The 15221-nt window shown below is 50.5% G+C and carries 17 protein-coding genes; 9 read left to right on the top strand and 8 right to left on the bottom strand.

Annotation, left to right across the window (positions count from 1 at the left end):
* Positions 1-35: 35 nt before the first annotated feature.
* The 4 genes from ACAN56_RS04270 to ACAN56_RS04255 form a co-directional block, all read right to left on the bottom strand.
* Positions 36-215, bottom strand: coding sequence for a sporulation histidine kinase inhibitor Sda (locus tag ACAN56_RS04270; protein WP_341094749.1), 180 nt, complete (start codon positions 213-215; stop codon positions 36-38).
* A gap of 198 nt (positions 216-413) precedes the next feature.
* Positions 414-779, bottom strand: a complete 366-nt coding sequence (locus tag ACAN56_RS04265) for a LytTR family DNA-binding domain-containing protein (protein ID WP_038594910.1) — start codon at positions 777-779, stop codon at positions 414-416.
* 140 nt (positions 780-919) lie between these two features.
* The gene (locus ACAN56_RS04260; RefSeq protein WP_379140688.1) at positions 920-1441 is read right to left on the bottom strand and encodes an accessory gene regulator ArgB-like protein; all 522 of its coding nucleotides are present in this window, start codon (positions 1439-1441) and stop codon (positions 920-922) included.
* The gene (locus tag ACAN56_RS04255; protein ID WP_379140686.1) at positions 1438-2094 is read right to left on the bottom strand and encodes a hypothetical protein; all 657 of its coding nucleotides are present in this window, start codon (positions 2092-2094) and stop codon (positions 1438-1440) included. Before ACAN56_RS04255 ends, ACAN56_RS04260 begins: the two co-directional genes overlap by 4 nt.
* 137 nt (positions 2095-2231) lie before the next feature.
* Between ACAN56_RS04255 and ACAN56_RS04250 the strand changes: the two genes are divergently transcribed.
* A complete protein-coding gene (locus tag ACAN56_RS04250) occupies positions 2232-2750 on the top strand; it encodes a DinB family protein (RefSeq protein ID WP_379140684.1) in 519 nt (172 codons plus the stop codon).
* A gap of 51 nt (positions 2751-2801) precedes the next feature.
* The gene (locus ACAN56_RS04245; protein WP_379140682.1) at positions 2802-3068 is read left to right on the top strand and encodes a hypothetical protein; all 267 of its coding nucleotides are present in this window, start codon (positions 2802-2804) and stop codon (positions 3066-3068) included.
* 51 nt (positions 3069-3119) lie between these two features.
* Here the strand turns inward: ACAN56_RS04245 and ACAN56_RS04240 are convergent, their stop codons facing one another.
* On the bottom strand, positions 3120-3689 hold the full coding sequence (locus tag ACAN56_RS04240) for a thymidine kinase (RefSeq protein WP_379140680.1): 570 nt from the start codon (positions 3687-3689) through the stop codon (positions 3120-3122).
* 222 nt (positions 3690-3911) lie between these two features.
* On the opposite strand from ACAN56_RS04240, the gene ACAN56_RS04235 reads away from it, so the two are divergent.
* Genes ACAN56_RS04235 through ACAN56_RS04225 form a run of 3 tightly spaced genes read left to right on the top strand, consistent with a single transcriptional unit; the run spans position 3912 to position 7755 of the window.
* Entirely contained in the window at positions 3912-4121 is a 210-nt protein-coding gene (locus ACAN56_RS04235; RefSeq protein WP_038594769.1) for a hypothetical protein, read from the top strand.
* Between the two features lie 18 nt (positions 4122-4139).
* Complete coding sequence (locus ACAN56_RS04230; RefSeq protein WP_379140678.1) at positions 4140-5927, top strand: ABC transporter ATP-binding protein; 1788 nt, start codon at positions 4140-4142, stop codon at positions 5925-5927.
* Positions 5908-7755 carry an ABC transporter ATP-binding protein gene (locus ACAN56_RS04225; protein WP_379140676.1) on the top strand — a complete coding sequence of 616 codons (1848 nt, stop codon included), beginning with the start codon at positions 5908-5910 and terminating at the stop codon, positions 7753-7755. The genes ACAN56_RS04230 and ACAN56_RS04225 overlap by 20 nt, the downstream gene beginning before the upstream one ends.
* 116 nt (positions 7756-7871) lie before the next feature.
* Here ACAN56_RS04225 and ACAN56_RS04220 read toward each other — a convergent pair whose 3' ends face one another.
* The 3 genes from ACAN56_RS04220 to ACAN56_RS04210 form a co-directional block, all read right to left on the bottom strand.
* On the bottom strand, positions 7872-8600 hold the full coding sequence (locus ACAN56_RS04220; RefSeq protein WP_379140673.1) for a hypothetical protein: 729 nt from the start codon (positions 8598-8600) through the stop codon (positions 7872-7874).
* Positions 8600-9319, bottom strand: a complete 720-nt coding sequence (locus ACAN56_RS04215; RefSeq protein ID WP_052092211.1) for an ABC transporter ATP-binding protein — start codon at positions 9317-9319, stop codon at positions 8600-8602. The genes ACAN56_RS04220 and ACAN56_RS04215 overlap by 1 nt, the downstream gene beginning before the upstream one ends.
* A 134-nt stretch (positions 9320-9453) precedes the next feature.
* Positions 9454-9759, bottom strand: a complete 306-nt coding sequence (locus ACAN56_RS04210) for a DUF2627 domain-containing protein (RefSeq protein ID WP_379140670.1) — start codon at positions 9757-9759, stop codon at positions 9454-9456.
* 167 nt (positions 9760-9926) lie between these two features.
* On the opposite strand from ACAN56_RS04210, the gene lpdA reads away from it, so the two are divergent.
* From lpdA to ACAN56_RS04190, 4 genes are all read left to right on the top strand, one after another.
* Positions 9927-11348 carry a dihydrolipoyl dehydrogenase gene (lpdA, locus tag ACAN56_RS04205; RefSeq protein WP_038594759.1) on the top strand — a complete coding sequence of 474 codons (1422 nt, stop codon included), beginning with the start codon at positions 9927-9929 and terminating at the stop codon, positions 11346-11348.
* A gap of 251 nt (positions 11349-11599) precedes the next feature.
* Complete coding sequence (locus tag ACAN56_RS04200; RefSeq protein WP_379140667.1) at positions 11600-12631, top strand: thiamine pyrophosphate-dependent dehydrogenase E1 component subunit alpha; 1032 nt, start codon at positions 11600-11602, stop codon at positions 12629-12631.
* A gap of 3 nt (positions 12632-12634) precedes the next feature.
* Positions 12635-13621 (top strand): alpha-ketoacid dehydrogenase subunit beta, encoded by a 987-nt coding sequence (locus ACAN56_RS04195; RefSeq protein ID WP_038594755.1) that lies wholly within the window; start codon positions 12635-12637, stop codon positions 13619-13621.
* Between the two features lie 157 nt (positions 13622-13778).
* Entirely contained in the window at positions 13779-15182 is a 1404-nt protein-coding gene (locus ACAN56_RS04190; protein WP_379140664.1) for a dihydrolipoamide acetyltransferase family protein, read from the top strand.
* The last annotated feature ends 39 nt before the right edge of the window (positions 15183-15221 follow it).

The raw sequence follows: 15221 nt of genomic DNA, 5'->3' as shown, positions 1-15221 counted from the left end.
AAACTATGTAATAATATGCTGAGATTATAGCAGCATCAAGCATCCAGGTGCTCTGAGCCCATTAATTTTCTCCCGTTCAGTACATTTTTAATAATTTCAATAAAATCAGGCGAAGCCTTCGCCTCCACCGCCAATTCATAGATGTTCAATAACTGTTCGTCAGATAACATTTCAAGGGATGAGGGGCGCGGAGAAGGATGAAAGTAATAATCCATTAGATTCCTCCATCGGTTATTTAGAATGACTTAAATTATAGTAATCTATCTAAATGGTACCATTTGGAAAGAAATCCGTCTCCTGGTATTCACAGTGTGAATTCCCCTTTACAAAAAATGAATGATATGGGAAAATGAAGGATTGGGTCGAAGGATGTTGAATAAAAGCAACGATCCCAGTGCTAATCTGCACCGGGATCACTGCTTATTGTTGCTGTCTTTGTTCTCTTCTTGCGAGGAGTCTTTTTTGCGTCCTGCTAAATGTTTTTTGAGGCGGGCTTCATTGGACTCAGATACAGTGGCAAATTGTTCTCCTTGATTAAAAAGAACGATCTTCCGCTCCGCATCATAACTGTCCACATTGCTGAGACTCACGACATTGCTGCGGTCAAGACGCTCAAATCCTTTACCCTTATAAGCAACCCATAGATCGGAAAGAGTAGTGGGGAGAACAAATTCGCCTTCTTTCGTATGGACGAATATTGCATTTTTGTAGCTGGAAAAATACAATATTTCTTCTTCCTGGATGTCCAGGGAGGAGCCGTCGTTTTGTAAGACACGCATGTTTTCCCCATCCTTGTTTAATTACTTCCGCAATTCTTTTGGTGCTTCAGGGCTGTGAAACCCTAACTTCATGACAGAGACGAAGAAACGGGCGGATGCTTCAAGTGCTGAAGAAGCTTGTTTGGCGATGAAAGTTTTCACTATTTTAACCTCCCTTTCCAAGGAATTACTGTTAAGGACTGAACCAGAAAAGCCAGTCCGATGACAGACGAACCAATAATAAAATTAAAACCAACAAGTGCTATGGAAGCCATCTTCAGACCGGGAAACCATCTGAGCGGAATTTGGGCATTTTTATCCGGGTTTGGGGCAAAGAAAAACATAATGATTAAACTCAAAATATTTATTATCCAAAGTGATGCTCCTGTAATATCAAACAAGTACGGAGTAAGTACACAAATCAAAGAAGTAACAATGTTGCAAGCCGCCGCAGTTTTTAAATGGAAACCTCCGGAACATACACGTAGTACGGAAAGACTTATGTAGAATATCATAGTTTCTGTGAGATTATGAAGTAGCAAACCTAAACCAATAGTAAATATTAGTGTTAAAAGTGTATTTAAAATGATATTTAGGGCATATTGCATAATTTCTACAGAACAAGTTTCTTCTGGATTGGCCCGCTTTATAGCGACAGAAATTTTATAAGCCAGACTGTTCATAATTCGTCACCTCGATCTTTCTTGCTGGACTGATCCAAGTACCCGATCAGGAGCAGGGAATAGATCAAAGGGATCACGAAAAAGAATTGATAATAATGTTCGGCGAAAAAAAGCAGCAGCATAACAAACATGATGGAAGGAAACGTAAGCGCGAACAGTATTTTTTCACGTCGTGCAATAGTGATTTTTCCATCGGGCTTGTCCGGTATAAAGTCAAATCCCTTTCTTTTCTTGCCAATCATGTAGCCAATCAGAAAAGTTGTAGAGGCGGTAAATAACTGCAACAGATAAACTCCTACAGAAATTGAAGGATAGTGAAGTGCATAAACTCCAGTATAGTTCATAAATAAATAAAATAACGATTGAATTAACAAATAGGCCTGATAGGATATGGCTGTCATGATAAAAGCGTAAAAAATATGAATACGGAACAAAAGCCACAAAAAGCAAATAATGAGTGTATATTGAACGAGAACATCAAACTCTGCAATTTGGTAAGTAACTCTCAGAACATAAGAGAAGAAAGCCATAATTAAACCAGCAAAAACCATTTCCTTCGGATAAAGATCAATCTTGAATATCTTAAATGCCAGATAAAATAATGCGGTACTTTCGAGTACCGAAAACACAATAAAAAGTACAGAATCCAGCATACCGACACTCCCGAACGTCAGATTAACTCAACCTTTAATCTTGCAAATATTATACCTAATGAACTAAAATACAACAATAAGATTTTGTTCTTTTCACCAAATTTTTCTTAATATTGTTGGAGAAGAGGTATTATTTGATGAATCAGCGTCTGGAAAAAAATGAGTATCTTGAGGTTCAGGAGCGATATATCGCTCTAGTGCCAGCTGACGGAGATTTGGCAGCCATTCTGAGGGAGCAATCCGGAAGCTTTTTTGATTTGCTGGGAGCCTTAAGCGAAGAGCAGGGGAACTACCGTTATGCACCGGAGAAGTGGAGCATCAAGCAGATGATTGGCCACCTGACCGACAATGACCGGATTATGTCTTACCGCTTGCTTTGTTTTGCCAGAGGAGAACAAGCACCGCTGCCCGGGTACGAGGAAAATGATTATGTGGCCGCAGGTGATTTTGACCGCTTCACTCTTCAGGAACTGGTCAGCCAGTACAAACTGGTCCGCCAGTCTACGCTGGCCCTGCTGGACAGTCTGCCGGAAGACGCCTGGACCCGGAGAGGAATGTTCCATTCGACAGCAATGTCAGTCAGAGCACAGGCCTGCCTCATTATCGGACATGAACTTCATCATTTGAATGTGTTGAACGAGCGTTACTTGAATTAGTTGCGGCTGCAGTTGATGGCAGTGAGGGATGGGAACAGGAGGAGGACGCAAATGAGCTTTTTAACGGGCATCTTGCATTTCTTTGTTCCACGGGAGAGAACACTGCTCTTCACTACATTTGATCAGGCCCAGTATTTCAGGGTGAAGAGCCGTCTTACCGCAGCGGGCATCCGCCACCGTTCCAAGATTAATGGAGGCATGCGGGCTGCAACCAAGCGCGCAAATTATGGAGGGAACGTGGCAGTGCAGCATGAGCTGTTTGTGAGCAGGGAAGACGAACATAGGGCGCTGAAGGAGATTCAATCGTCTTCGGTCTAAACCAAAAAAAGCATTCCGGCTCTTTATGAAGAGGCTGGAATGCTTTTATATTTACAAGGGCGGATTCTTGTGGCATTTGCGGCAGACCGGATAATAAGCTTCATTGCCGCCGATCTGGATTTGCTTGCCGCTGTATACGGGTTTGCCGTTCTCTACACGCAGCGCCATTGTGGCTTTCCGTTCACAGAACCAGCAGATCGTCTTCATCTCTTCAATTTTATCCGCGTAGATCAGCATATATTTACTGCCTTCGAATAAGTTGTTCTGAAAATCATTTTTTAGTCCAAAAGCCATTACCGGTATGTTCAGCTCATCCACAATACGCACAAGCTGGAGGATACAGTCCTTGGTCAGAAACTGACATTCGTCGATCAGCACGCAGTGGGGCTTCGGCAGATTGCTGCTGACTATGCTGTATATATCTGTGCTCTCGTCGATGGCTATGGCCTGCTTGCGCAGTCCGATGCGGGAGGAAATATACCCGACCTCGTCCCGATCGTCCAGGGATGGAGTGAAGATGAGCACCGACTTGCCCTGCTCCTCGTAATTATGGGCTACCTTGAGAATCTCAATGGATTTGCCGCTGTTCATTGCTCCATACTTGAAAAACAACTGTGCCACGTCCATCTATCCTTTCGTTCTTCAACCTGTGTAATAGTGTACTGAAAAATGCGACTTTACTAGAGTATCATACTCGTGGCTGAACTTGCCAGTGAAATCATTGCCATCGTGTTTTTAAATTTCAGCAACCGCTTTAAAGTGTGCTTCCCTGGTGATATGTTATAATATACGCAATTAATGGACTTCCACAGGAGAAGCCTTGACAGAAAGGAAGTTTGGCAGTTGACGGAGAAAATGGAGCATTATAAAGAGAGAATGGCAGCACTTCAGGAGAGCGGGGAACTGTCCCCGGAAACGCAAAGTTTATTGACGGAAATGCTTGATGAATTAGCAGAAATGAACCGGAGCAACAAGGCGCTGCGGCGGGTGATACTCAAGACGGGACAGGGTTCGGCAATGTCCACCCGCCTGCGGGATGCGCTCTACGAATAAACAAATGGGGTAACGTCGATGAACTTAATTTTTTCTTATCTCAAAAGATACCGGGTGGCGGCGATCGCCGCTCTGGTAATGATGCTTATCGAGCTTTCGGTGGAACTGTCGCAGCCTTTGCTGATCTCCAAAATTATCGATAATGGGATCAGGGAGAAGGATAATTCAGTAGTCTGGCTGTGGGGCGGTGTACTTGCAGTAAGCGCGATTATAGCGTTTGCGGCGGGTGTGCTCAGCTCTTTTTTTGCGTCTCATGCCAGTCAGGGATTTGCTTTTGATCTCAGGGACGAGCTGTACGGGAAGGTGCAGTCCTTCACCTATGAAGTGTTCAGCCGTTTTCCGACCTCGTCGCTGATTACGCGTCTTACCGGAGATGTGACCCAACTGCAGGATACAATATTTATGGGGCTGCGGTTTATGACCCGGGTGCCGCTTGTTGTCTTGGGCAGTGTGATCATGGCTTTGGTCGTGCATGTGAAGCTGGGGCTGCTGCTGACGGTGACATTGCCGGTGCTGATTCTGTTCCTGGCGTGGGTGATACGCAGGTCATCAGGTTTGTTTCGCAGCGTGCAAGTCCGGCTGGATGGGGTAAACGGCGTTATTCAGGAGAATCTGACCGGCATCCGTTTAATTCGTGTGTTTGTCCGTATGGGCCATGAGATTGGCCGGTTCGCTTCATTCAGCGGAGAGCTGATGAAGTCGACTGTAGCTGCACTCCGATTGACGGAAACAACTGCTCCGCTGATTATGCTGATCGTCAACGCGGGGATTATGGCGGTTTTATGGTTTGGAAGGATTGAGATTTCTGCAGGGGAAGCAACCCTGGGACAGACCGTGGCGGTCATTAACTACTCGTTGCGCACGATAGGTGCTATGTCAGCCTTGTCCTCGATCATGGCGACATTCTCCCGTGCAATAGCTTCTTCGCAGCGGGTGGCGGAAGTGATGTCGGCAGATGCAGTTCCGGACGTAACGGCGGAGCAAGGCATACAGACCAATGTGCATAAGCGTGGCGTTTTTGGACGCAGTGACTATACCGGACCGGATGCTATACAGGGTGAGGTTGAATTTGAGAATGTCAGCTTCAGTTATCCGGGGAGCGAGATCGCAGTCCTGGAAGAGATCTCCTTTAAGGTGAAATCTGGAGAACGGGTGGCGATTATGGGGGCAACGGGCTCCGGGAAATCCTCGTTAGTCGGACTGATTCCCCGGTTATATGAGCAGAACCATGGGGTGATCTCAATTGACGGTGTGGACAGCTCGGAGCTGGACATTGCCAAGCTGAGGGGAGCGATTGGTTATGTGCCACAGGAGGTACTGCTCTTCACCGGCTCGGTACGTGACAATATTGCCTGGGGGAATGAGCACGCAACCCGGGAAGAGATCGAGCGGGCAGCTGCTGCGGCGCAAATCCACGAAACGGTGAGAGGTCTTCCTCAAGGCTATGACACCATGCTGGGGCAGCGGGGGGTCAATCTGTCCGGCGGGCAAAAGCAGCGGCTGACTATCGCCCGGGCGCTTGTGCGAAAGCCGGCGATACTCATTCTGGATGACAGCACCAGTGCGCTAGATGCAGTAACGGAAGGTCTTTTGCTGGAGGAACTGAAGCATATGTCCTGCACAACCTTTCTTATTACCCAGAAGATCAGCTCCACGGTATCGGCAGACCTGATCCTGCTGCTGGATGAAGGCCGTTTAATCGCCAAAGGTACCCATGGAGAGCTTATGACCGGCTCTTCCCTCTACCGGAAAATTTATGAATCCCAGGGCAAGGAGGCGGTGCATCATGTTCAAAGCATTAATTGAACCTTTCAAGCATCCGAAGCTGGATCTGGCACTTGGAGAGGGTAGAAGCTTCGGGGCGGCCTCGAACCGTAAGCCCCAAGCGAAAGCGAAAAATTGGTCGGCTACGCTGAAACGGATCTGGAGTTATCTTGCCGAGCGCAAAGCCAAGCTGTTCCTCGTGCTTCTGATGGTGCTGTTCAGCTCCGGTCTGGCGCTGCTTGGTCCTTATCTGATCAGCCGGGCGGTCGATCATTACTTAGAGGGATCGGGGGGCAGAACCTGGGGGACCTTCCTCATTACCCTTGCACTTGTATATGTGCTCAATTCATTAACTTCCTGGCTGCAAAATATTTGGATGATCGAAATTGCCCAGGAGACAATCTACCGGATACGCACCGATTTGTTCGCGCACCTGCACCGTTTGCCGATTTCCTTCTTCAACCGCAGGCAGCAGGGCGAAATTATGAGCCGCCTGACCAATGACATCGAGAATATCAGCTCCACCCTGAACAGCTCGGCGATCCAGATTTTTTCCAGTGTCCTCACGCTGCTGGGTACCGTAGGTGTCATGCTATGGCTCAGTCCGCTGCTTACGCTCCTGACGTTTATTGTAGTGCCGCTGATGACGCTGGGGATGCGCTGGATTACGCGGCGTACCGGGCCGCTGTTCAAGGAGCGGCAGCGCAGCATGGGCGAGCTCAACGGCTATATAGAAGAGACATTGTCGGGACAGCGGATTATCAAGGCGTTCTCGCAGGAGGAACGGGTCATTTCCGGTTTCCGTGAACGCAATACGCGGATTATGCTGTCCGGGTATTGGGCGCAGTCCATTTCAGGCTTCATTCCCAAGCTGATGAATGGCCTGAACAATCTGAGCTTTGCCATTGTTGCCGGTGTGGGCGGCCTGCTGGCGATCCGCGGCCTGGTCACGGTCGGTGTAATCATCGCCTTTGTGGAGTATACACGTCAATTTACGCGGCCGCTTAATGATCTGGCGAACCAGTGGAACACACTGCTGTCGGCGATTGCCGGGGCGGAGCGGGTGTTTGAGGTTATGGACGAAGAGACTGAAGCCAAGGATGAAGGCGCAGCAGTATCGCTGGAACAGGTGGAGGGGGCGGTGACGTTCAAGGACGTCTCTTTCTCTTATGACGGCGGCGCCGATACATTGCAGAATATCAGCTTTGAAGCGAAGCCGGGCGAGATGATCGCCCTCGTCGGACCTACAGGGGCCGGCAAGACAACACTGATAGGCCTCTTATCGCGGTTCTATGATCCGAGCAAAGGAAGAATTACGCTGGACGGCATGGATCTTTCGTCCATCCGCAGGGAAAGTCTGCGCAGCCAGATGGCTTTTGTGCTGCAGGATTCCTTCTTGTTCAAAGGCACAATCCGCGACAATATCCGCTACGGCAGGCTGGACGCTACGGACGAGGAAGTGGAGCAGGCGGCGAAGCTGGCGAATGCCCATTCCTTCATCATGCGGATGCGCGGCGGCTACGAGCGGATGCTCTCCGTGGACGGCAGCGGGATCAGCCAGGGGCAGAAGCAGCTGCTGGCGATCGCAAGAGCGATTCTCGCCAATCCTTCCATGCTGGTGCTGGATGAGGCGACCAGCAGCATTGATACGGTGACTGAAATCAAGATTCAGGAAGGGCTGCAGGCGCTGATGAAAGGCCGGACAAGCTTCGTGATCGCCCACAGACTGGGCACCATCCGCGAGGCGGACCGTATCCTGGTATTGCAGGGCGGACGTTTGCTGCAGCAGGGCACACATGACGAACTGCTGCAGCAAGGCGGACTGTACAGCGAACTGGTTCGGGGTGCCAAGGATGAGGCAGCAATGTAAGGGGACAGTCCAGAATCAGAACGACTAACTAGAAGCAGCAAGATACGCCATCCCGGCAGGCAGTGGAACTGGGGCGGCGGGCTTGCTGCTTTTTTTGCCCTTCCCGAAAAATGGAGCTACTGTTTGTAGGATAATATAATGCTCTCATTGCTCAGCTTCCCGTTTAGAGAGGAGCGCACAGCGGTGCAGAGTGCAGCCAGGAGAAGCAGCATGCAGCCGGTAATCCAAAGGATGGCGTTACCATCCGGTGTAATCCCGAGCTTGCGGATAAATGTGCCGGGCAGTGAGGCGGCAAACACAAACAGCACGGCACTGACCGAAAGGAAAGTCCTTACCCGCTCGGGGGACTTGGAGAGCATGGAGATCAGCGTCAATGTTCCGGTGGCGGCATAGGTAAACAGGAGATAAGCCGCAGCAAACATCACAAAAGCAACATTCCGGAACAGATGGAGAAGCACCGCTTCCCGGGCAGCCAGGGCATATCCGAACACGAGGGCATTAAAAAGCAGGACAGGAGCAATGCTTAGCACAAAGGCGGAGCGGCTGTATAAAGACGTTAGCCGGCGGATATCGACCTTATTGGCAAGATAATATTCGCAGCGCCCCGAGGTTTTTTCGGAAATAACTATTAGACTGAGGGCAAGCATATTAAGAAAAAGATAGATCGAGATGTTGAGGATAAGGTAAATATAGACCGCGATAAATGCCATCGGGCCAGTGCTGGTTCTCAGAATTTGCAGCAGGGAGTTAAACGGCAAGATCATCACGATCAGGAGCATGGCAATATACGAGGGGGTTCTCAGGACATCCTTGATATTCAATTTGTTCACCGGATGCAGCCTCATTATCTAGCCTCCTTAAGTACAGTGAAGAACCGTTGCTCCAAATCACCGCAGAATTCTTGATTATGGATAATATCAACAATGGAACCGCCGATCAGGATGGTGATCCAATCGCTGATTTTTTGAACCTCCGCCAGATCGTGAGAGGTAAGGATAAGTGTTTTGCCTTCATCCTTCAAACCGCGCAGGACGCTGCGCATGACCAGTCTTGATTCGGGATCGACACCGGAGGTAGGCTCGTCCAGCAGCAGAATGGGGGAATCCTTCAGCAGCGTAATCAGCAGCGACAGCTTTCGTTTCATGCCTTTGGAATAGGAAGCCACTTTATTATCAAGTGCGGTTTCGAGCTGCAGAAGAGCAGCATATCGTTCGATCATCGTAGAAGCCGACGCCGGACTTACGTCCAAATAGATGCAGAAATCACGGATGTTTTCACGCCCGGTTTTGGTCTCGAATAAGTAATCATTCTCCAGCAATACCGAGATTTTCCGCAGATCACTGGAATAAGTAATCGTTCCTTCATCCAGTGTCAAGAGACCCATGATGAGACGCAGCAGGGTTGTTTTGCCCGCTCCGTTCGGGCCGATGATGGCAAAAATGCTGTTATGAGGCACAGCGAAAGAAACGCTGCGGATGATCTTTGTCTGATTTAATGTTTTGCCTGCGCCGGATACGATAATCGCATTGCTGTCCAGTGCCGGGGTCTGTTGTTGATGCAGCAAGACATACCACTCCCTGATTAAAATAAGTTACAGGGAAAATATACCTTATTTCCTAAGGGATTCATAGAATCAAAAAAAAGGCATCTCCGAATGTCTTCGGAAATGCCTGGTTAAGTGATCTAAGTTATTAAAAGTTAAGAATTACTTTTCGTAGCAGGCGGCTGCTGGATTTTTTGCTTCTCTCTGAACCGCGGGCCGACATAGTTCTTTTTACGGTCACGCGTCAGAATCCAGCCTCCGAGAAAGCTCATCCCGGCCAAGAAGAGCAGCAGCCCCCCGCCAAAATGCAGCCAGGCAAAATCCGGTGTCACAGCATCGTCGCCATGCATGGAGATATAGTTGAAAATATCATCTTTCATCATCAGGAAGCCCGTCATGGCCAGCAGGCCGGGAATAACCAGAATAAGGATGGCAATGAAGCGTGAAATCAGCAGTTTCATGAGGGTTCCATCTCCTTCGCAGCCCTTTGGATTCCCCCATATGATAACGCTTCACCAGGAAAAAGTCCATGAATACATGACGATTATAAGTTTGTAATGGGCATAAAAGAGAGTACAATGTAATAGGTTATGCAGAACTTATGAGTAATGACTGGAGGATACATATCATGACAATATCCTGTGACGTGGCAATACTGGGCGGTGGAACCGGAGGTTATGTGGCGGCGATCCGCGCGGCCCAGCTGGGAAAGTCGGTTGTCGTCATCGAAATGGACAAACTGGGCGGCACCTGCCTGCACCGCGGCTGTATTCCAAGCAAGTCGCTGCTGCGCAGCGCAGAAGTCTATGCTGAGATAAATGAGAGCGAAAGTTATGGCATCGAAACAACAGGTGTGCAGCTGGTATTCCCGAAGGTGCAGCGCCGCAAGGAAGCTGTGGTGGAACAGCTGCATGAGGGTGTGCAATTTTTGATGCGCAAGAATAAAATCCAGGTCCTCAAAGGGAAAGGCCGGATCATCGGGCCTTCGATTTTCTCCCCGCGCAGCGGTGCTGTGGCGGTGGAACTGGAGAATGGCGAGATGGAGACTGTGGTCTCATCCAATCTTATTGTCGCTACAGGCTCACGCCCCCGAGTGCTGCCGGGACTTAAACCGGATGGCAAGGTTATTCTGAGCAGTGAAGAAGCGCTGACGCTTGAAGAGCTGCCGTCTTCGATCATTATTGTGGGCGGCGGAGTAATCGGTGTGGAGTGGGCTTCAATGCTGGTTGATTTCGGTGTACAGGTGACTGTGGTCGAGGCTGCTGGCCAGCTGCTGCCGCTGGAAGACGAGGAAATTGCCCGGGAGCTGCTGCGTCTGCTCAAAAAACGCGGGGTCAAAGTTCTGACGGGGACAACTGTGGATGCTGAGACTTGTGTGGTAACGGAGGACGGCGTAACCATTGAAGCCCGCAAGGGGGAACAGAGCCAGAGCTTGTCCGCAGAGAAGCTGCTGGTATCTGTCGGCAGAGTAGCCAATATCGAAAATATTGGATTGGAAAATACCGATATCCACTTCGATAAAGGTGTGATTGAGGTTAATGCTAACATGCAGACAAATGAGCCGCATATCTACGGTATCGGCGACTGCATCGGCGGCCTGCAGCTGGCCCATGCCGCCAGCCATGAAGGTATTCGCGCGGTGAACCATCTGGCAGGTGAGAAGCTCTATCCCTATCATATCCATCAGGTTCCCCGCTGTGTCTACACACGGCCGGAAGTGGCCAGTGTCGGATATACGGAGAAAGAGGCCAAGAATCTCGGCCATGATGTCGTGACCGGGAAATTTCCATTCTCGGCTATCGGCAAAGCTATCGTCTACGGGATGAAGGACGGTTTTGTCAAAGTCGTTGCCGACCGCAGCAGCGGAGATATTCTCGGTGTTCAAATGATCGGACCGCATGTGACCGATCTCATTGGCGAAGCGGCGCTGGCGCAGCTGCTGGACGCCACCCCTTGGGAGATCGGCGAAGCCATCCATGCCCATCCGACCCTTTCCGAGATTATAGGAGAAGCCATGCTGGCGGTAGATGGCAAATCAATCGGTTTTTAGTATACGAGAAAAGTCCCCAAGAGAATGCCGGATAGAGCTGGAGAAGCGTTATGCGCCGAAATAGCTCTATTCCGGCTTTTCCTCTCTTTTCTTTTTGTACAGAAAGGGATTATAATGAACTCAGGCCAAGTCTTAGTACCAGGTTATAAGATCAGGCACAGGTTGTTATAATTTTAAGCATCTAATCCAAGTTTGTACGAAATCAATTTAGTGGGATTAGGCTCACAAAACTTTTAGGAGGTACCTCTCATATGGAATCTCAAGGTACTGTAGGAACAGTCAACAGACATAAGGAGCTTGGACTCAGTGACGGCCAGGTCATCGATATGTACAAATATATGCAGATGGGACGGAAGTACGATGAGCGCAGTCTGCTTCTGCAGCGCGCCGGGAAGATTAACTTCCATGTTTCCGGCATCGGCCAGGAGGCGGCGCAGGTGGCGGCTGCCTTTGCACTGGACCGGCAGAATGATTATTTCCTTCCGTATTACCGCGATTATGCCTTTGTGCTCACCGTGGGCATGACCATGCGCGAGCTGATGCTCTCCGTGTTCGCTAAGGCTGAGGATCCCAACAGCGGTGGACGGCAGATGCCGGGCCACTTTGGAAGCAAACGTCTGCGCATCGTAACCGGCTCAAGTCCGGTGACTACACAAGTACCGCATGCGGTAGGTTTCGCGCTTGCGGCCAAGATGCAGAAGAAAAAGTTTGTTTCTTTTGTTACGTTCGGAGAGGGCTCCAGCAACCAGGGTGACTTTCATGAAGCGTGCAATTTTGCCGGTGTGAACAAGCTGCCGGTCATTATTTTTTGCCAGAACAACCAGTACGCCATCTCCGTCCCTGCCCATAAGCAGCTCGCCGGCAAAGTCAGTGACCGTGCGCTGGGCTACGGCTTCCCGGGCATCCAGGTAGACGGCAATGATCCGCTTGAAGTGTACCGTGTCGTTAAGGAAGCGCGGGAGAGAGCACTTAGAGGAGAAGGGCCAACGCTGATCGAAGCGATGATGTACCGCCTGTCACCACATTCCACCTCGGACAACGATCTGGCTTACCGGACCAAGGAAGAGGTTGACGAGAACTGGAAAAAGGACGGCGTCGCCGCCTTCCGCAACTATCTGATAGAGCTGGGCCTGTGGAGTGACGAACAGGAACGCGATCTGGCTGCACAGTACAATCTTGAACTGAAAGAGGCTATTGAATATGCTGACAATGCACCGTTCCCGAAACCGGAAGATACGCTGCTGCATGTATACAGTGAATCAGACCTCAAAGGAGGAGCATAATTCATGGCAATGATGGAATATATCGATGCGATCCGGCTGGCGATGAAGGAAGAAATGGAACGCGATGAATCCGTGTTCGTGCTGGGTGAGGATGTTGGCGTTAAGGGCGGTGTGTTCACCACTACCAAAGGGCTGCAGGAGCAGTTCGGGGAAGAACGCGTGATGGATACCCCGCTGGCGGAGTCGGCGATTGCCGGAGTGGCCATCGGAGCGGCCATGTACGGCATGAAACCCATTGCCGAAATGCAATATTCGGATTTCATGCTTCCGGCAACCAACCAGATTATTAGCGAAGCGGCCAAAATCCGTTACCGCTCCAATAACGACTGGAACTGCCCGGTTGTTATCCGCGCGCCTATCGGCGGCGGTATATTTGGCGGGCTGTATCATTCCCAGTGTCCCGAATCAATTTTCTTCGGCACACCGGGACTGAAGATTGTGGCGCCTTATTCGGCTTATGACGCCAAAGGTCTGCTGAAGGCAGCGGTCCGTGACCCGGATCCGGTCATATTCTTCGAGAACAAGAAATGCTACAAGCTGATTAAGGAAGACGTGCCGGAAGACGATTATACCGTGCCGATCGGAGAGGCGAACCTGCTGCGCGCAGGCAGCGATATTACGGTGATCGGGTACAGCCTGCCGCTGCATTTTGCGATGCAGGCCGCGGAGGAGCTGGAGCGCGAGGAAGGCATAACGGCACACATACTGGATCTTCGCACGCTGCAGCCGCTGGACCGTGAAGCCATTATTGCTGCTGCCCGCCAGACCGGCAAGGTGCTGATTGTCCATGAGGACAACAAGACAGGCGGAATCGGCGGCGAGGTGGCGGCCATTATTGCCGAGCACTGCCTGTTCGAGCTCGACGCGCCGATCTTCCGGCTCTGCGGCCCTGATGTGCCCGCGATGCCGATCAGCCCGCCGATGGAGAAATTCTTCATGCTGAGCAAAGATAAAGTGAAAGCGGAGATGCTCCGGCTGGCGCAATACTAAACATTCTGATTCTGCGGGTACTTACTTCCGAAGCGAGTTTTGTACGACGACTCAACACGAAGTATTGCTTACAAAACTTAAGCGTATGCTTCCGAAGTGAATTTTGAACGAAGACATTTCAGGAAGTATTGCTTACAAAATTTTAAGGAGTGACAATATGTCTGACAATACAAAGCTGATCGACGTGATTCTGCCGCAGCTGGCTGAGTCGCTGGTATCGGCGACGATCGGCAAATGGCTGAAGCAGCCGGGCGATCAAGTGGATCAATATGAGCCCATCTGCGATTTGATTACAGATAAAGTCAATGCAGAGCTGCCTTCCACCGTGGAAGGAACACTGGTGGAGCTGCTCGCGGAAGAGGGCCAGACCGTCAACGTTGGCGAAGTTATCGCCCGTATTGCTGTAGCTGTGGCTGCTCCCGCAGCTCCAACGGTTCCGGCAGCTCCATCCGCCGGAGCTGGCCAGGTGAGTACTGCTCCGCAGGCGCCTGCAGCCGCCAGACCGCCGGTACCAGCTGCCGGGGGTTCAGCTGACGCTCCCATGCGCTCCCGCTACTCACCGGCAGTACAGACACTCGCCGCCGAGCACGGTATTAATCTTGCCGCTGTGCCGGGAACCGGTATGGGCGGCCGTATCACCCGGAAGGATGTGCTGACGTTCCTGGAAAGCGGCGGGGCCGCAGCCGTCCATGCCTCCAATGGCGCAGCTTCGGCAGCCGGACATCAGGCGCAAGAAGCCGCGCAGCAACCTGTGCTGCAGGCTGTTCAGACCGAAGTGCAGGAGCCCGTTCGCCATTCCGGACTGCACCTGAGCGAATCTCCGCGTATTCCGACGATTGAGGTGGAAGGCGGCCGGGGCAGCAGTTCAGAATTTCTGATCGACGTCACCCCGATCCGCAACACGATCGCCACAAGAATGCGCCAGAGTGTCTCGGAGATTCCCCATGCGTGGACAATGATTGAAGTGGATGTGACGAATCTCGTCGTGCTGCGCAATAAGCTTAAAGATGAGTTCAAGCGCAAGGAAGGCATCAACCTGACTTACCTCGCTTTTATGATGAAGGCTGTAGTCAGTGCGATCAAGGATTATCCGATTATGAACTCCGTCTGGGCGGTTGATAAAATCATTGTCAAACGCGACATCAATATTACACTTGCTGTAGGCACCGAAGATTCCGTTATGACACCGGTAATCAAGAAGGCTGATCAGAAGAACATCGCCGGACTTGCCCGGGAGATCGACGAATTAGCGCAAAAGACCCGCGACGGCAAGCTTCGCCTGGAAGATATGCAGGGTGGTACCTTTACCGTTAACAACACCGGTTCTTTCGGCTCTATTCTGTCCTACCCGATTATCAACTACCCGCAGGCGGCAATATTGACCTTTGAATCCATCGTGAAGAAGCCTGTGGTCATCAACGATATGATCGCCGTACGCTCCATGGCCAATATTTGTCTGTCTCTGGATCACCGGATTCTGGATGGAGTCATTTGCGGCCGCTTCCTGCAGCGCGTGAAGGATAACCTGGAAAGCTATACACCGGATACCAAGCTGTATTAATATTTTGCAACATTCAGTGACTGGCGACTCTAATTCAAA

Origin of the sequence: Paenibacillus paludis (assembly GCF_042610515.1) — a bacterium.
GTDB lineage: Bacteria > Bacillota > Bacilli > Paenibacillales > Paenibacillaceae > Paenibacillus_AQ.
This window is presented reverse-complemented; position numbering and strand designations above follow the sequence as displayed.